At 75.9% G+C, this 18,495-nt stretch carries 7 protein-coding genes and 2 pseudogenes; 1 reads left to right on the top strand and 8 read right to left on the bottom strand.

Annotation, left to right across the window (positions count from 1 at the left end):
- On the top strand, positions 1-6,135 hold a 6,135-nt coding region (locus KM933_RS08080), incomplete at its 5' end, for a type I polyketide synthase (protein ID WP_221349653.1).
- A 541-nt stretch (positions 6,136-6,676) separates the two neighbouring features.
- Here KM933_RS08080 and KM933_RS08075 read toward each other — a convergent pair.
- From KM933_RS08075 to KM933_RS08045, 8 genes and pseudogenes are all read right to left on the bottom strand, one after another.
- Entirely contained in the window at positions 6,677-7,525 is an 849-nt protein-coding gene (locus KM933_RS08075; RefSeq protein ID WP_173894508.1) for an ABC transporter permease, read from the bottom strand.
- Positions 7,526-7,655: 130 nt separating this feature from the next.
- Positions 7,656-8,666, bottom strand: coding sequence for an ATP-binding cassette domain-containing protein (locus tag KM933_RS08070; protein WP_221349651.1), 1,011 nt, complete (start codon positions 8,664-8,666; stop codon positions 7,656-7,658).
- Positions 8,667-8,901: 235 nt separating this feature from the next.
- Positions 8,902-11,211, bottom strand: a complete 2,310-nt coding sequence (locus tag KM933_RS40545; RefSeq protein WP_430727291.1) for an acyltransferase domain-containing protein — start codon at positions 11,209-11,211, stop codon at positions 8,902-8,904.
- A gap of 12 nt (positions 11,212-11,223) precedes the next feature.
- A pseudogene (locus KM933_RS40540) lies at positions 11,224-11,424 on the bottom strand (hypothetical protein); the annotation flags it as partial.
- Positions 11,425-11,528: 104 nt separating this feature from the next.
- Positions 11,529-14,438 (bottom strand): annotated as a pseudogene (locus KM933_RS39080) (beta-ketoacyl synthase N-terminal-like domain-containing protein); the annotation flags it as partial.
- Positions 14,439-14,626: 188 nt separating this feature from the next.
- A complete protein-coding gene (gene pabB / locus KM933_RS08060) occupies positions 14,627-17,035 on the bottom strand; it encodes an aminodeoxychorismate synthase component I (RefSeq protein WP_260333213.1) in 2,409 nt (802 codons plus the stop codon).
- 202 nt (positions 17,036-17,237) lie between these two features.
- Positions 17,238-18,008, bottom strand: coding sequence for a thioesterase II family protein (locus tag KM933_RS08050; protein WP_221349649.1), 771 nt, complete (start codon positions 18,006-18,008; stop codon positions 17,238-17,240).
- A gap of 292 nt (positions 18,009-18,300) precedes the next feature.
- Positions 18,301-18,495 (bottom strand): ferredoxin, encoded by a 195-nt coding sequence (locus KM933_RS08045; protein ID WP_221349646.1) that lies wholly within the window; start codon positions 18,493-18,495, stop codon positions 18,301-18,303.

The following is an 18,495-nucleotide window of genomic DNA, read 5'->3' as shown; positions in this document are numbered from 1 at the left end:
CTGCGCCTGCCGGCCACCCTGGTCTTCGACCACCCCAACGCCCTCGCCGTCACCGAGGTCATCGAGGAGGAACTGGCCGCCGCCTACCCGGCGACCGGGACGGACGGCGCCGGAGCCGACGGCGAGGACGGTATCCGCCGTGCCCTGTCGACGATCCCGACCCGGCGCCTGCGGGACGCCGGCCTGGTGGAGACCCTGCTGGAACTCGCCGGTGAAACCGGTGGCCTGACGGACACCGACCAGGACGCCCTCCTGGCGATGCTGGACGGCGACGGCGACGGCGACGGCGACGGCGACGGCGACGGCGGCGGCGACGACGGCGACCGCCACGGCGAGGACGGTCACGACGACGCCGCGCACGACAACGCGCACGACGCCGCAACCGCGCACACCGGGGAGCACGCCCCCGGTGCCGACGTGGAGGCCGCTACCGGTGCCGACGCCCTGCGCGACGCACAGGCCGAGACCGCCCGCCTGCGCCGCGACAACCGCAGGCTCACCGCGGCCCGGCACGAGCCGATCGCCATCGTCGGCATGGCCTGCCGCTACCCGGGCGGGGTCGCCTCGCCCGAGGACCTGTGGCGGCTGGTCACCACCGGCGAGGACGCGATCGTCCCCTTCCCCCAGGACCGCGGGTGGGACCTGTCGATCCTCCGCGACCCCGAGGGCAAGCACCCCGACGGCCTGTACGCCAGGGAGGGCGGCTTCCTCGAAGGAGCGGCCGACTTCGACCCCGGCTTCTTCGGCATCTCGCCCCGCGAGGCCCTCGGCATGGACCCGCAGCAGCGCCTGGCGCTGGAAATGTCCTGGGAGGCGCTGGAGCGGGCCGGGATCGACCCGACCTCGCTCAAGGGCAGCAGGACCGGCGTCTTCGCCGGTGTGATGTACCACGACTACCCGGGCAGCGACGGCAACGGCAGCGTCGTCACCGGGCGGGTCGCCTACAAGCTCGGTCTGGAGGGCCCGGCGGTCTCCGTCGACACGGCCTGCTCCTCCTCCCTCGTCGCGCTGCACCTCGCGGTGCAGGCACTGCGGCAGGGCGAGTGCTCCCTCGCCGTCACCGGCGGTGTCACCGTGCTGTCCACGCCCGCCGTGTTCGCCGAGTTCGGCCGTCAGGGCGGGCTGGCTCCCGACGGCCGCTGCAAGTCGTTCGCCTCCGCGGCCGACGGCACCGGCTTCTCCGAGGGAGCGGGCTTCCTCGTGGTCGAGCGGCTGTCCGACGCCCTGCGCAACGGTCACGAGGTGCTGGCCGTGGTCCGTGGCTCCGCCGTCAACCAGGACGGCGCGAGCAACGGCCTCACCGCGCCCAACGGCCCCTCCCAGCGCAGGGTCATCCGCCAGGCCCTCGCCAACGCCCGGCTCGCCGCCGACCAGGTCGACGCGGTCGAGGCGCACGGCACCGGTACCACGCTCGGCGACCCGATCGAGGCGCAGGCACTCCTCGCCACGTACGGCCAGGACCGTGGGCCCGACCGGCCGCTGCTGCTCGGCTCGGTCAAGTCGAACATCGGTCACACCCAGGCCGCGGCCGGTGTCGCCGGTGTCATCAAGATGGTGATGGCCCTGCGCAACGGGCTGCTGCCCGCCACGCTCAACGTCGACGCGCCCAGCGACCAGGTCGACTGGACCACCGGGTCGGTGGAGCTGCTCACCGAGGCGCGGGAGTGGACCGACACCGGCCGGCCCCGGCGCGCGGGCATCTCCTCCTTCGGGATCAGCGGCACCAACGCGCACGTCATCGTGGAGCAGGCACCCGCCGCGGCCCTGCACCACGCACCGGCCGCACTGCCCGCAGCCCCGGCCGGCACCGATGCCGTTGCCGGCACCGGCGACGACGGCACCACCCCCGCCCTCGCCCCCGCCTCCGCCCCCGCCCCCGTCGTCCCGTGGCTGCTGTCCGCCCGTGACCTGGATGCCCTGCGCGCCCAGGCCGAGCGGCTGCTCCACCACCTGACAGCGGAACACCCGGCAGGGGCCGGGACGTCGCTCCCGGCCGGGGCGCCGCGTCCGCTGGACGTCGCGTACTCCCTGGCGACCGCCCGCACCGCCTTCGAGCACCGGGTGGCCGTCACCGGCGCCGACCGGGACGGCCTGCTGGCCGCGCTCGGTGCCGTCGCCCGCGGCGAGGAGCCCGCGACGACGTCCGGCGAGGGGCTGCTCGCCCTCCTCTTCCCGGGACAGGGCTCCCAGCGGCTCGGCATGGGCCGTGACCTGTACGAGCGGTTCCCGGTCTTCGCCGAAGCGCTCGACGCGGTCTGCGCCGCACTGGACGAGCACCTGGAACGACCGCTGCGCGAGGTGATGTGGGGCGACGACGAAGCCGCGCTCAACGCCACCGCGTACGCCCAGGCCGCCCTGTTCGCCCTCGGAGTGGCCCTCCACCGGCTGACCGGGTCGTGGGGGATCACCCCCGACCTCGTGGCCGGCCACTCCGTCGGCGAGGTCGTCGCGGCGCACGTGGCCGGGGTGTTCTCGCTGGCGGACGCCTGCGCCCTGGTCGCCGCGCGCGGCCGGCTGATGCAGGCCCTGCCGGAGGGCGGTGCCATGGCCGCCGTACAGGCCACCGAGGAGGAGGTGCTGCCGCACCTCACCGACGGCGTGTCCGTCGCCGCGGTCAACGGACCCGCCTCCGTGGTGGTGTCCGGCACGGCGGAGGGCGTCGAGCGGGTGACCGCCGCCCTGCGCGAACTGGGCCGGCGGACGACCGCGCTGCGCGTGTCGCACGCCTTCCACTCGCCGTTGATGGAACCCATGCTGGACGCGTTCCGGGCGGTCGTCGCGGGACTCTCCCCGCAGGCCCCCGCCGTCCCGGTGATCTCCAACCTGACCGGGACCGTCGCCGGTGCCGAGGAGCTGTGCTCCGCCGAGTACTGGGTGCGCCACGTCCGCGAGGCGGTCCGCTTCGCCGACGGCGTCCGTGCCCTGCACGAGGCCGGTGTCACCCGTTTCCTGGAACTCGGCCCGGACGGCGTCGCCTCGGCGATGGCCCGTGAGTCCCTCCCCGAGGAGGCCGTCACGGTCGCCGCCCAGCGCCGCACCGCACCCGGTGAGTCCGCCGTGGTGGACGCTCTCGCCCGGCTCCACGGGCACGGCGTACGGGTCGACTGGGCCGCGTTCTTCGCCGGTCTCGGCGCCCGGCGGGTGGACCTGCCCACCTACGCGTTCCAGCGCCGCCGCTTCTGGCCCGCGGAGATGCCGGTGATGGGTGCCGGGGCGGAGGCCGCCGGTCTCGCGCCCGCCGACCACCCGCTGCTCGGTGCCGCGGTGGAACTCGCCGGCACCGACGGGCACCTGTTCACCGGACGGCTCTCCCAGGGCACGCACGGCTGGATCGCCGACCACCGGGTCATGGGCGCAGTCCTGGTGCCCGGTACCGCCCTGCTGGAACTCGCGGTCCACGCCGGCACCGTCCTCGGCTGCGACCGGGTGGAGGAACTCACGCTGGCCGCGCCGCTGGTGCTGCCCGAGCGGGGCACGGTGCAGGTGCAGGTCGGTGTCGGAGCCGAGGACGAGTCGGGTCGCCGTACCATCGGCATCCACTCCCGGCCCGCCGACGACCCCGGCGCGCCCTGGACCTCGCACGCCGACGGCACCCTGGCGTCCGGCCCGGCGGCCCACCCCGCCACGGACTTCGACGCCACGGTGTGGCCGCCCGAGAAGGCCGAACCGCTCGACGTCGACGGGCTGTACGAACGCTTCGAGGACGCCGGGTTCGTCTACGGACCGGTGTTCCAGGGGCTGCGGGCCGCCTGGAGCAGGGACGGCGAGGTCTTCGCCGAGGCCGTCCTGCCCGAGGGCACCGACGGCGGCGCGTTCACCCTGCACCCGGCGCTGTTCGACGCCGGACTGCACGCCACCGCGCTGGCCGGCGCCGCCGGGGAGCGGACCGACGGCGAGGAGGCGGGCCCCGGCGGGGTCCCGTTCTCCTGGAACGGGGTGTCCGTGCACGCCGTGGGCGCCTCCGCGGTGCGGCTGCGGCTGTCCCGCGCCGACGACGGCACCCTCGCGATCGCCGTCGCCGACACCGCGGGCTCCCCGGTGGCCGTGGTCGGCTCCCTGGTGACCCGCCCGATCTCCGCCGGACAGCTCGGCGGCGCGGGCGGCCCGGGCCGCGACTCCCTGTTCACCCTGGACTGGCTGCCCGTGGACGACGATCCCGCCCGGACCGACGGGGCGACCGGCCCCGTGACCGTGGTCGGCCCCGACTCCGCTCTCCTCGGAGGTATCGGCGCCGGGCGGGTGCTGCCCGACCTGAGCGGCCTCGTCGACGCCGTGGCCGGTGACGCAGCCGGTGGGGACGTGCCGTCCGTGGTCCTGCTGCCGGTCGGCACCGCTCCGGCGGCGGAACCGGGCACGGAGGACCGGCCGGGCGCGCCCGCCGACGCGGCGACCGCCGCCCGCACGGTGACCGCCCGGGTCCTGGAGACGGTCCGCGCGTGGCTGGCGGACGAGCGGTTCGCCGCCTCCCGCCTGCTGGTCGTCACCCGTGGCGCGACCGACGGCGCCGACCCGGCCGCGGCCGCGGTCTGGGGACTCGTGCGCGCCGCCCAGGCGGAGCACCCCGGCCGGTTCGCCCTGCTCGACCTGGACGGGACTCCGCCGGACGCAACCCCGGACGAGCAGACGGTCCTGCGGGCCGCGGCGGCCTCCGGGGAGCCGCAACTCGCGCTGCGCGAGGGCCGGCTGCTGGCACCCCGGCTGGTGCGGATGCCCGCGCCCGCCACGGACGCGGACGCCACGGACGCGGACGGACCGGCCGGCTGGGACCCGGAGGGCACCGTGCTGGTGACCGGCGGCACCGGCGGCCTCGGCGCCGCCGTCGCCCGCCACCTGGTCGACACCCACGGCGTACGCAGCCTGCTCCTGGTCAGCCGGCGCGGCCCGGCCGCTCAGGGCGCCCGGGAACTCACCGCCGAACTGGAGGCGGCGGGTGCCCGCGTCACCGTCGCGGCCTGCGACGTCGGCGACCGGACGGCCGTGGACGCCCTGCTGGCGGGCGTCCCCGCCGACCGTCCGCTGCGCGCCGTGATCCACGCGGCCGGCGTCCTGGACGACGGAGTCGTCGACTCCCTCACCCCGGAGCGGCTGGCCGCGGTGCTGCGGCCGAAGGCGGACGCCGCCTGGCACCTGCACGAGGCGACCGCGGACCTCGGGCTCGACGCCTTCGTCCTGTTCTCCTCGGTGGCCGGCACGCTCGGCAGCGCCGGACAGGCCAACTACGCCGCGGGGAACGCCTTCCTCGACGCGCTGGCCCGCCACCGCCGTGACCGCGGTCTGCCCGCGGTGTCGATGGCCTGGGGCCCCTGGACCCGGGGGAGCGGCATGACCGGCGAGCTGACCGAGGCGGACATCGCACGGATGACCCGTGCGGGCATGCCGCCGATGACCCCCGAGGAGGGCCTGGCCCTGTTCGACACGGTCACCGGTTCCGGCGCGGCCGGATCCGCCCCGGCCGTCCTCCCGGTACGGCTGGACCTGGGCGCCCTGCGCTCCCTGGGCGAGGTGCCGCCGCTGTTCCGGTCGCTGATCCGGGTCCCGGCACGCCGTACCGCCACCGCCGCCGCCGGTGGTGCCGAGGCGGCGGCCGACCTCACCCGGCGGCTCACCGGGCTCACTCCCGCCGAGGGGCAGGAGATCCTCCTGGAACTGGTGCGCGGTCAGATCGCGACCGTACTGGGCCACGCGGGCCTGGCCGACGTCGAACCGACCCGCGCCTTCCAGGACCTGGGCTTCGACTCGCTGACGTCGGTGGAACTGCGCAACAGGCTCGGCGCCCTCACGGGCGTCCGGCTGCCGGCCACCCTGCTGTTCGACTACCCGACGCCCAGCGAACTCGTCGCGCACCTGTACGCCAAGGTCGCCCCGGCCCCGGCCGACGGACCCGAGGCGGTCCTGGCGGAACTGGACAAGCTGGAGCGGAGCCTGAACGGCATCGAGACCGGTGCCGAGGAGTTCGGCGCCCTCTTCGACCAGGTGGCGGGCCGCCTGGAGGTGCTCCGCAGCAAGTGGCAGTCGCTGCGGACCGAGGGGGGCGCCGGGGCCGCCGAGAAGGCGGAGGAGGAGTCCTTCGACTTCGACTCCGCCTCCGACGAGGACATGTTCGACATGCTCGACAACGAGCTCGGACTCTCCTGACCCCGGGGGAGCGACGCTCCACCCGGCCGACCCCACTGCGGGCCCGGTGCCAATGGCACCGGGCCCGCAGCCCGTCCGCCCGTCCGCCCGTCCGTCCGCCCGTTTCCGGATCCCCGGCGACCGCCGCCGGTAAGGACCTGCGGCGGGGCACGCCCACACGTCCCGGTGGGCGACGGGTGCACCCCCGGAGGACCGGCACACCACGCCCGTTCCCCCACTTCCCACGCCCGCGACGGGCACCGCCCCGCAAGGGGCGCGGGACACCGCCCGCGCCCGGCGGGGCCCCGTGAGGGGCGCGGGGAACCGCGCGCCCAACCACGGCCTACGGCCAGCCGCAACACGTCACCCGCACCCGGAAAGGCCGCACGGGCCTTCGCCGCACAGGGCGGAGGCCCACGCGGCGGAGGCGGCACACGGCGGAGGCGGCACACGGCAGAAGCCCGGGGACGGCGGAGGCCGCACATGGCGAAGGCCCGCGGACGCGAAGGGTGGGCGTCCACGGGCCTTGCCCCGCCCGCACGCGGGGGAGTCCGTGCGGGTGTCAGAGGGGCCGGCGGAAACCGCGCAGCGCGGCGACCATGCCGACCACGGCGATCACCGCGCTGATCACCACGGACGGGATCGCGTGATCCAGTCCGGGCACGTCCAGCGCGAGCGCCCGGCTCGCGTCGATGGCGTACGTCAGCGGGTTGACGTTCGCGACCGCGGCCAGCCAGCCGGGCAGGTCGGCGACGGGCACGTACGCGCTGGAGGCGAACATCAGCGGGAAGATCACGATCAGGGCGAGGTTCTGCAGCGGTTCCGCCCGCCGCAGCCACGCGCCGGCCGCGATGAACGCCCAGCCCAGCGAGAAGCTGATGAAGACCGTCAGCCCGGCCGAGAGCGCCAGTTCGGCCACGCCGCCGTTGGGCGAGTACCCCAGGACGGTGATCGCCAGCACCATGATGATCAGCACCTGCACGGTGGCGCGCACCAGCCCGACCAGGCTGCGTGCGGCCAGCAGCGCCCCCGGGTGCACCGGGAGGGAACGCAGCCGGGCCACCATGCCATTCTTCTGGTCCTCCACGAGGCCCACCCCGGACTGCATCGCCGACTGGGCTGCGTTGTCCACCAGGATGGCCGGCAGCACGTAGTCGAGATAGGTGACGCCCTCCGGGAAGTGCGGCGGCATGCCCATCTTGCTGAACACCTGCGTCAGGACGAACAGGATGACCACCGGCTGGATCAGGCCGAAGAGGACGATGCCCGGGTCGGTCACCATGGCCCGCAGCGACCGCCCGGTCAGGATCCGTATCTGTGTGAGGAGCGAACTCCCCCCGAACACGGGCGCCTCACCGGCCGCGGCCCGGAGCGCGGCCGGCCGGGGGGCCGGGGTCAGCTGAGTGGTCAAGAGGTCCTCCACGGAAGACGCCGGGCGGCGGTCCCGCCCGACGGATGGTCGCGTTGCTGGTCCGGCCCGGGGCACCGCCCCGGCCGGCCGGGGCCGCCGGGCCTGCCGGAGGCCGGGCGTCCCGCCCCTGTCACACCGGGGTGCGGGCCGCGGACTGGTCGGCGAGCGCCAGATAGACGTCGTCGAGGGTGGGTTCGCCGAAGGTCAGCTCGGTGGCCTCGACGCCCACCTGGTCCAGGGTCCGGACGACCTCGGCGATCTCCCGGGTGGCGTCGATCGGGACGACGACGGTCCGGGGGTCCTCCTCGCCGTTCACGGGCGTGAAGCCCGCGCCGCGCAGGGCCGCGCCCGCCGTGCCGCGGTCCTCGCCGGTGTCCAGCGTCAGGGTGACCGTACGGCGCCCGACGGTCGCCTTCAGCTCCGCGGCGGTCCCGGCGGCGACGACCCGGCCCGCGGACAGCACCGCGATCGAGTCCGCCAGCCGGTCGGCCTCCTCCAGGTACTGCGTGGTCAGCAGCACCGTGGTGCCCTGCTCGACCAGACCCTCGACGATCTCCCACAGGTTGAGCCGGCTGGACGGGTCCAGGCCGGTGGTCGGCTCGTCCAGGAAGAGGACCTCGGGGGCGCCGACCAGGGACACGGCGAGGTCGAGGCGGCGCCGCAGACCGCCGGAGTAACCGCTCGCCCGCCGGTCGGCGACGTCGGTGAGCCGGAACAGCTCCAGCAGCTCGTCGGCGCGGGCCCCGGCCGCCCGGCGTCCGGCGCCCAGCAGCCGGGCGATCAGCACGATGTTGTCCCGCCCGCTGAGCTGCCCGTCCACGGAGGCGAACTGCCCGGTGAGCCCGATGCGCCTGCGGATCTCGACGGGTTCGCGGGCCACGTCGTACCCGGCGACCCTGGCCCGCCCGGAGGTGAGCGGCAGCGCCGTGGTGAGGATGTTGACCAGGGTGGTCTTCCCGGCCCCGTTGTGGCCGAGGAGCCCCAGGACCGTGCCCCGGGGCACCCCGACGCTCACCGAGTCCAGGGCGTGCACGGCACCGAACGACTTGGTGACGTCGTCGGCCTCGATCATCAGGTCACGGTCACCGGAAGGGGCGACCGGGCCCGGCTGGGCGACGGGGGGCGTGACGAGCCCGCTCATGAGGTGTGCTCCCGCTCGTGAGTCTGCGGAGGGTGGACGGCCGGCCGACGGCCGGCCGGGTGGGCGCCCGGCGCCCGGGTGACGGACGGCGGCGGGCGGTGCGGACCGGACAACGGGCCCGGCCCGGCACCGGTTCGTACGTCACCGGTGCCCGACGGCGCGGACGCCGGCCCGGGCGCCGGACCGGAGCGGGCACGTGTGCCGCCGGATCGGGCACGGAGTCCGGCGGAAGCGGTCACCGGACACCACCGGCGGCGTCACCGCTGTCCGCGCCACCGGCGCCGCTCACGGCGCCGTCCATGAGGCGGAACAGCTCCTCGTCGGACGCGGACTCCAGGTCCAGCGGACCGGTGCCGACGCCGGGGTCGGCGCCGGTACCGCTGCCGTGGTGCGCCGCGCCGTTCCGGGACCGGGACCAGCGCCCGGACAGCGCCCGGAGCCGGGCCTCCGTGTCCGAGTCGAGCGGGGCGCCCGAGACGAGCAGCGCCTCCAGCTCGTCCACCAGGGACGCGGTGTCCCGCCGGCGCGGCGGTCCGGAGCGCCGGAGCACGTCGCACACCAGGCGGGCCACCGCCGCGGGGGAGGGGTGGTCGAAGACCAGGGTCGGAGGCAGCCGTACCCCGGTGGCGGCGGTCAGCCGGTTGCGCAGTTCCACGGCGGTCACGGAGGTGACACCGAGTTCGGTGAAGGCCAGGTCGGCGCCCGCGTCCGGAGGGAGCTCCCCGCCCACCACGGCCGTCAGTTCGGCCCGCACCAGTTCCGTGACCAGTGCCCCGGCCTCCTCCTCGGACAGGCCGGCCAGCCGTTCGGCCAGCTCCTGCCCGGCGGAGGCACCGGCCGGGGCGCCGATCGGATCCGCCGACGGCAGTCCCACGGCCACCGCCGTGGACGGCACCGAGGCCAGCCAGTACGCCTCGTGCTGGAACGCGTACGTGGGCAGGGCCACCGTGCGCGCGCCCGGCAGGACCGCCCGCCAGTCCACCGGCAGGCCGAGCGCGTGCAGACGCACCGCCGCGCCGAGCACCGCCCGCGATTCCTCCCCGCCGTCCCCGCCGGTCCCGCCGTCCCCGCCGGTCCCGCCGTCCCCGCCGCCACGCAGCAGCGGCTCCACGGCGGGCCCGGTGCCCGGCTCCCGCTCGCCCAGGCACTCCTCGACCATCGGTGTGAGCGCCGCCTCCGGGCCCAGCTCGACGTAGACGGCGGTCCGCTCGTCGGCCAGCCGGCCGACCGCGTCGGCGAACCGCACCGTGTCGCGGACGTGGCGCACCCAGTGCTCCGGGTCGCGGGCCTCCTCCGCGGTGAGCGGCCGTCCGGTGACACCGGAGACCAGCGGCAGCTCCGGCGCGTGGAAGGACAGCCGGGCGACCGTCTCGCGGAACTCGGCGAGCATCGGCTCCATGAGCGGTGAGTGGAAGGCGTGGCTCACCACCAGGCGCCTGGTCCTGTGCCCGGCGGCGGACAGTTCGGCGGTCAGTTCCGACAGCGGCTCCTCGGCGCCCGACAGCACCACCGAACGCGGTCCGTTGACGGCGGCGACGGACACCCCGTCGACGAGGCGGGGCAGGACCTCCGCCTCGGAGCAGCGCACCGCGACCATGGCGCCGCCCGGCGGCAGCGCCTGCATCAGCCGGCCGCGCGCCGCGACCAGGGCGCAGGCGTCGGGCAGCGACAGCACGCCCGCCACATGGGCGGCGGCGATCTCGCCCACCGAGTGGCCCACCAGCCGTGCGGGGACGATGCCCCAGGACTCCAGCAGCCGGTACAGGGCCACCTCGAACGCGAACAGCGCGGGCTGGGCGTATCCGGTGCGGTCGAGCAGCTCCGCCTCCGCGCTGTCCGGGGCGGCCCACATGACCTCGGTCAGCGCCCGTTCGAGCATCGGGTCGAGAACCGTGCACACCTCGCGCAGGGCGGTGTCGAACACGGGGAAGTCCGCGGCGAGCCCCCGGCCCATGCCGAGGCGCTGGCTGCCCTGCCCGGTGAGGACGAACGCCGGTTCCGGTGCGCCGCCGAGGGGGCCGCGGCAGGCGCTCCCCGGAGCTTCCCCGCGGGCGAACGCCTCGGCGGCCCCGCACAGCGCGTCCCGGTCCCCGCCGGTCAGCACGGCCGTGCGCGGGTGCAGCGTGCGAGTGGTGAGCAGGGAGTACGCGATGTCCCGGGCGGACACCTCCGGGTGCGCGGCGGCGTACGCGGCCAGTCGCCGGGCCTGCCCGCGCAACGCGTGCCCGTCCTTCGCCGACACCAGCCAGGACACGGCGGACCCAGCGGTGAGGGCGCCGGTCTCCGGCGCCTGGCCGGAGACCGGGTCCGGGTCCGGGTCCGGACCGGGGTCCGGCTGCGGGGCCTCTTCCAGCACCAGGTGGGCGTTGGTGCCGCTGATGCCGAAGGAGGAGATCCCGGCGCGGCGCGGCCGGCCCTCCTCGCGGGGCCAGGCACGGGCCTCGGACAGCAGGCGCACGGTGTCCGCGGACCAGTCGACCCGCGAGGTCGGGGTGTCCGCGTGCAGTGTGCGCGGGAGCAGCTCGTGCTCCAGGGCCAGCACCATCTTGATCACCGCGGCGGCGCCCGCGGCGGCCTGGGTGTGCCCCAGGTTCGACTTGACGGAGCCCAGCCACAGCGGCCGCCCCTCCGGCCGGTTGCGCCCGTAGGTGTCCAGCAGGGCCTCGGCCTCGATGGGGTCGCCGAGGGCGGTGCCGGTGCCGTGGCCCTCGACCACGTCCACCTCGTCGGCCCGCACCCCGGCGTCGGCCAGCGCCTGTCGGACGACGCGCCGCTGGGCGGGCCCGTTGGGGGCGGTGAGANGTCCACCTCGTCGGCCCGCACCCCGGCGTCGGCCAGCGCCTGTCGGACGACGCGCCGCTGGGCGGGCCCGTTGGGGGCGGTGAGACCGTTGCTCGCGCCGTCCTGGTTGACGGCGGAGCCGCGGATCACGGCGAGGACGGGGTGGCCGTTGCGGCGGGCGTCGGACAGCCGCTCAAGGAGCAGCAGTCCCGCGCCCTCGGACCACGCGGCGCCGTCGGCACCCTCGCCGAAGGACTTGCAGCGGCCGTCGGGCGACAGGCCCCGCAGCCGGGAGAAGCCCGTGAAGGCGGCCGGTGTGGCCATCACGGCGACCCCGCCGGCCAGCGCCAGGTCCGACTCCCCGGAACGCAGTGACCGGCACGCCAGGTGCAGGGCGACCAGGGAGGAGGAGCAGGCCGTGTCCACGGAGAGCGCCGGGCCGTTCAGGCCGAGCGTGTAGGAGATGCGGCCGGAGAGCGCGCCGCCCGCGGTGCCCACCGGCAGCAGGCTCTCCAGCTCACCGGCCGGGTCGGCCGCACCGGCCGCGTAGTCGTGGTACATCGCGCCGGTGAACACCCCGGTGCGGCTGCCGCGCAGCGTCGCGGCGTCGATCCGGGCGCGCTCCACGGCCTCCCAGGCGGTCTCCAGGAGCAGTCGCTGCTGCGGGTCGGTGGCGAGGGCCTCCCGGGCCGACATCCCGAAGAACCCGGCGTCGAAGTGGGCCGCGTCGCGCAGGAAACCGCCCTCGCGGGCCACGGAGGTGCCGGGGGCGTCGGGGTCGTCGCCGAAGAGGGTGTCCAGGTCCCAGCCCCGGTCCTCGGGGAAGGCGGACACGGCGTCGGCGCCCTCGCGCAGCAGTTCCCACAGGGCTTCGGGGGAGGTGGCGCCGCCGGGCAGGCGGCAGGCCATGGAGACGACGGCGACCGGCTCGCCGTCACCGGCCGCCGTACCGGACGGCCCCGTCCCCGGGGTCTCCTCCGAGGACTCGTCGTACGGCTGGTTCAGTCCGGCCAGTTCCCGGGCCAGGGCGGCGGGCGTGGGGAAGTCGAAGGCGAGGCCCGCGGGCAGCGGCAGGCCGGTGGCCTCGGCAAGCGCGTTGCGCAGCCGCACCGAGGCGACCGAGTCCAGACCGTGGGCGCGGAAGGTGGTGTCCGGGCCGATCGGCGCCGGCACCGCACCATCGTCGCCGTCGCCGTCGCCGTCGCGGTCCGCACCGGCGCCGTTGTCCAGGTCCGCACCGCCGTCCTTGCGGGGGGCGGCGGCCAGTACCTCGGCGACCGTGGCGGTCACCAGGTCGAGCGCGGCCCGCAGGGTGGGGCGCACCGCGTCGGCCGGTACGGCCACGGGACTCGCGGCGTCCTCGGCCAGGAGCCGTTCCAGCGCCAGCCGGTTGATCTTCCCGGCCGGGGTGCGGGGCAGCTCGGGCAGCACCACCAGCTCCAGCGGGATCTTGTACTCCGCGGTGCCCAGGTCCCGCAGGAACGCCGTGGCCCCGTCGAGGCCGACCGTGCCGGCGCCCGGGGCGTCCCCGTCCGCGGGGCGCTCGGTGACCACCAGCACCGGGTACTCGCCCAGCCGCGGGTCCGGCTTGGCGACGACGGCGAGCGGGCCGATGCCGGGCAGGTCCGCCAGCAGTGCCTGGACCTCCACGGCGTTGAACTTGCGGCCGCCCACGTTGATCAGTTCGGCGGAGCGGCCGTGGAAGACGACGAGCCCGTCCCCGTCGATCGCGGCGAGGTCGCCGGTGCGCAGCCAGCCGTCCTCCGACACCGCGCGCCGGGTCAGCTCCGGCTCCCCGAAGTAGCCGCGGAACATGCTGGGACTGCGGTAGTGCAGCTCACCCGGCACACCGGGCGGGCACGGGCGGCCGTCCTCGTCCAGGACGCGCATCCCGGCGTCCCGGGTGGGCCGGCCGACACTGCGGGAGGCCACCTCGGGCGGGTCCCCGGCCAGGCTGCTGGTGCCGTTGCCGATCTCCGACATGCCCCACACCACCACCAGCGTGGTGTCCAGGGCCTCCCGTACGTCGCGCACCAGCGCCGGGGGCAGGGCGGCCCCCGCGGTGAGGATCCGCTCGGGGCGGAAACCCGCGCCGTCGGCGCGGTCCCGCACGCGGGAGACCATGTCGTGCAGCTGCGCGGGGACCGCGATCACCACGGTCGGGCGCTCCCGCCGGGACAGCTCCAGGAACCGGTCGACGTCCCAGGAGTCCAGCAGTACCTGGCGACCGGAGCGGAACAGCGCCGAGTACGCCGACTGGAGGCCGAAGCAGTGGGTCAGCGGGCACGCGGTCAGCACCGTACCGGCGAACGCGTCCGCCGAGTCCTCGGTCGCCGCGCGGGAATTGGTGAGCAGCCCCTCGTGGGAGTGCAGGCAGATCTTCGGCCGTGCGGAGGTGGTGCCGGAGGACGGCAGCAGCAGGAACGGCGACTCGGGGCGCACCTCCACGGCACGGGGCCGCCGCCCGGACGACTGCTCGATCAGCTCGGTGACGGTCCGGGTGCCGGGGGCGGCGGTGTCACCGGTGACCAGGACCGCGCGCAGCGTGGGCAGTGCCTCCCGCAGGGCCGTCGCGGCCAGCGGGCCGTCGCCGTCCTGGGTGCGGGGCGGCAGGGCGACGGCGGCCGGGCCGACCCGCTCCAGCAGGACCCGTACGTCCGAGGCTGCGTTGCCCCGGTGCACGGGCATCGTGACCGCCCCGACCGAGGCGGCCGCCAGGTGCAGCGTCAGGAACTCCCAGCTGTTCGGCAGGTGCAGCGCCACCACGTCGCCGGGGCCGACCCCGGCCTCCTGGAGGCCGTGCGCCAGCGCGTCCACCTCGGCCCGCCAGGCGTCCCAGGTCCGGGCGCGATCCCCGTCGAGCAGGGCGGTCGCGTCGCCACCGCGGCGCACGGCCGCGGCGAACACCTCCGGCAGGGTCAGCCCGTCCAGGGCCCGGCCGGTGGCACCGGGCGGATCGGTCACGTAGTCGTTCGGGTGGACGGGCACCATCACTCCCGGGATGTCGAGCGTCGCCGTCGTACGGGGGTCCGTCCCAGGCTCTTGCCGCGCGGTCCGGGTTTTCCCTAGAGATCGCGGCACGGCGGTCCGGCATGCCTCCGGGAGCCGGAAGAGAACCGGGAAATGACGGGAAAAGAAGGGCCGCCGACCGCGAACCGCGGTCGGCGGCCCCGGCGCGGTCAGCCGGGGAGGGTGAGCTCCTCCCGCCGCGCTCCCCCAGCCTCGGCAGCAGTCCCGGGAGCAGCCCCGGCAGCAGTCCCGGGAGCCTCCGGGGACCCCGGGACGTCCGGGCCCCCGGCGGCCCCGCCGCCGAGCCGGGCGAGGTCCTCGCCGGGTGCCTCACGGCCCGGGAACCGGGCGCCGAGCAGCCGCAGCAGCGGGGTGGCCTTGACCGCCGTCTCCTCGAACTCGTCCACCGGGTCGGACAGCGCGATGACGGCGCCGCCGACGCCGTAGCGCAGCCGGTTCCCGCTGAGGACCACGGTGCGGATGACGATGGACAGGTCCACCGCGCCGGTCAGCGAGAAGTAGCCGATGGCGCCCGAGTACACACCGCGCGGCCCGCCCTCCAGGCGGTCGATGATCTGCATGGTGCGGATCTTCGGGGCGCCGGTCATCGACCCGCCCGGGAAGGCGGACCGCACCGCGGCCACCGGGCTGCTGTCCGGGCGCAGCCGTGCCCGGACGGTACTGACCAGCTGGTGCACCGTCGCGTAGCTCTCCACCTGGAACACCGGGTCGGCGACGACCGACCCGACCGCGGCGCACCGCCCCAGGTCGTGCCGGACCAGATCGACGATCATCAGGTTCTCGGCGCGGTCCTTCTCGCTGGTCGCCAGGTCGTCGACGAGCCGGGCGTCCTCCTCGGGGGTGGCACCGCGCGGCCGGGTGCCCTTGATCGGCTTGGACTCCATGCCGCCGTGCCGGTCGATCCGCAGGAACCGCTCCGGGGAGCTGCTGAGCACCGCCATCGACCCGAAGTGCAGGAACGCCGCGAAGGGGGCGGCGCTCACCCGGCGCAGGGCCCGGTACGCCTGCCAGGGGTCCAGGTCGGTGTCGGTCTCGGCCATGTTGGTCAGGCAGACCTCGTACGTCTCGCCGGCGGCGATCTCCTGCTGGCAGACGTCGATGAGCTTGAGGTAGGCGTCCCGGTCGTGCCGCAGTTCCACGGGTCCCGTGGTGCACTCCGGTGCCTCGGCGCACGGCTCCGGCGACTGTCCGGCGATGCCGTGCAGGGCTTCGGCGGCGTCCGCGAGCCAGGCGCGCGCGGCGTCCTCGGCGCCGTCCTCGGCCAGCGCCAGCAGATAGCCGGTGTCGGTGCGGTGGTCGAGGACCAGGGCCCGGTCGGCGAAGACGAGGACCGCGTCGGGGTCGGGGGAGCGGTGCGCGGCGTCGCCGTCGCACTCGGCCTTGAGCTCGTAGCCCAGGCAGCCGACCCAGCCGAGGGCGAAGTCGAAGGGCAGGTCCGGCACCTCGGTGCGGAGCCCCGCCAGGTCGTTCTCCAGCCAGGCCAGGAAGGGGCTGTCGACGGTACGGCTCGCACCGCCGGCCGTGACCTTCACGGTGCCGGCGTTCACGTCGGCCTCCGCGATCCGGGCGAGCGGGCCCGAGGCGTCGCCCATCACCGACAGCTGGCCCAGGCGTCCCCCGGGGCGGGAGCTGTCGAGCCAGAAGGGGTGGTCGCCGGTACGGAAGAGGGTGTCGAAGGCGACCTCCGCGTCCCAGCGCGCGGGCAGCGCCTCCGCGAGCACCCGCAGCCGCCGGACACCGCCGGACGCGTCCGCGGAGGTGCCGCGCGGTATCAGGATCTCGGTGGCCGCAGGCGCGTCCGCGGTGACCGGCGCGTTCGCGGCGGCGGTGCGCTGCGCGGGGACGACCGGACCCGGTTCGCCCGTGTCGGACGGAACGGAACCGTCCGAAGCAGCGGGAGCGGCGGAAGCGGCGAGGGCGCCCGGCCCGGCGGAGGCGGCGGTCGCGGCCGGCGCGCCCGCGCGGTCGCGCGCGGGACGGCCGTACCGCTCCGTGAGCCGGCGGAAGTTCGCCAGCAGCCGGTGGCCCTCCTGGGTGCCGATCGACTCGGGGTGGAACTGCACGCCCCACAGCGGCAGCGTGCGGTGGCGCAGCGCCATCAGCACACCGTCCGCCGACCAGGCGGTGGCCTCCAGCTCCGGCGGCAGGTCGGTCACCGCCAGGGAGTGGTAGCGGACGACCTCCAGCGGGTCCGGCAGCCCTTCGAAGAGCCCCGTGCCGTCGTGCCGCACGGCGGAGGTCCTGCCGTGCCGCGGTTCGGGCGCGCGGCCCACCCGCGCGCCGTGGGCGAGTGCCATGCCCTGGTGGCCGAGGCAGACACCGAGCACCGGCAGCCGGCCCTCCTCGGCGATACCGGCGCACAGGCCGAAGTCGGCGGGACGGTGCGGGGTGCCCGGGCCGGGGGAGAGCACCACGTTGTCGAACGCGTCGAGCAGCCCGGGCCGCCAGGCCGGGTCGTCGTTGCGGATGACCTCCGGCTCCCGCCCGTTGACCCGGGACAGGTAGTGGAAGAGGTTGTAGGTGAAGGAGTCGTAGTTGTCGACGAGAAGTGTGCGCATGGTGTCCTTGTCCAGGAGGCGCGTGAGCGGAAAGTGGCGTGAGGGACGGCGGACGGGGTCGCCGTCCGGCCGGGTGCGGGCTCTCCGGTGATGCGTCGGCCACGGCCGCGGCGGCCGTGCCCGGGCACGGCGCCGACGGGTGTGCGCCGGTCACGGCTCCAGCGCCTGCCCGGGCGGTCCCGCCACCGCCCGGGCCGGACGCTCAGGAGGCCGTGGTGTGCCGGGCCGGGTCGAGGGCGCGTCCGATCTCGGCCTGGACCTCCGAGAGGTGCTGGGTGAGGAAGAAGTGGCCGCCGCCGAACACCCGCAGCCGGAACGGCCCCGTGGTGTGGTCCTGCCAGCGCTCGGCCTCCTCGACCGTGGTCAGCGGGTCGTCCTCGCCGGTGAGGACGGTGAGAGCGCAGCCCAGCCGCCGGTCGGCGGGGCAGGAGTACGTCTCGATGGCACGGTAGTCGCCGCGCAGCGCCGGCAGCGCCATGCGCAGGATCTCCTCGTCGCCGAGGACGCCCGCCGCGGTGCCGTTCAGCCGCTTCATCTCGGCGACGATCCCGTCGTCGTCCCGCAGGTGGACCTCCTCGGCGCGGGTGGTCGAGGGTGCCCGGCGGCCGGAGGCGAGGACGGTGTGCGGTCCGGCGTCCTTCCGCTCCAGGCGCCACGCCGTCTCGAAGGCCAGGGCGGCGCCCATGCTGTGCCCGAAGAACACCGTCGGCCGCTCGTCCAGGGCGAGCAGCTGCTCGGTGATCAGGTCGGCCAGGGTGCCGAGATCGGTCACACAGGGTTCCTTGCGGCGGTCCTGGCGGCCGGGGTACTGCAGCGAGATGACCTCGGCGGACGGCGCGAAACGCGCCGAGACCGGGTGGTAGAAGCTGGCGGAGCCGCCGGCGTGCGGGAAGCAGACCAGCCGGACCGCGTCGGCGCCGGCCGGGTGGTAGCGCCGCAGCCAGAGGGCCCCGGTGTCGTCAGCGGTGGTCACGGTGTGTCCCTTCGGTGGTGCTTGCTCAGTGGTGCTTGCTCGATGGTGCTTGCGCGGCGGGCTTGTCCGGTGGTGCGGACCCGGCGGACCGGCCCGGTGGTCGTGCAGTGGGCGGTGTTCCCCCGTCGGGGGCCCCGGGTGCGGCGGGCGGCCCCTCCGTCCCCGCCCGCCGCACCCGGGGCGGTCCATGGTGACGGACGGGTCCCCGCGCCCCGCCCGCCAGGGGTGCGCCCGGGGGCCCGGCAGGCCGGGGAGGGACCCCGCGGCCCGCCCCGTCGACACGCGTCGCGTCTCAGTCCTCGTGGACGGCGACCGAACCCGACGGGCACAGGTCGCCCGCGGCGCGGACCGCGTCCGCGTCCTGCTCGTCGGGTTCCTTCCGCAGCAGGAGGACGACCCCGTCGTCGTCCTGGTCGAAGACGTCGGGCGCGTTCAGCACGCACTGCCCGGCTCCGACGCACCGCTCGCTGTCGACGGTGACACGCAT

Origin of the sequence: Streptomyces beigongshangae (assembly GCF_019710745.1) — a bacterium.
GTDB lineage: Bacteria > Actinomycetota > Actinomycetes > Streptomycetales > Streptomycetaceae > Streptomyces > Streptomyces beigongshangae.
Note: the sequence above shows the minus strand (reverse complement) of the source record. Positions and strands in the feature narration are given on the sequence as shown.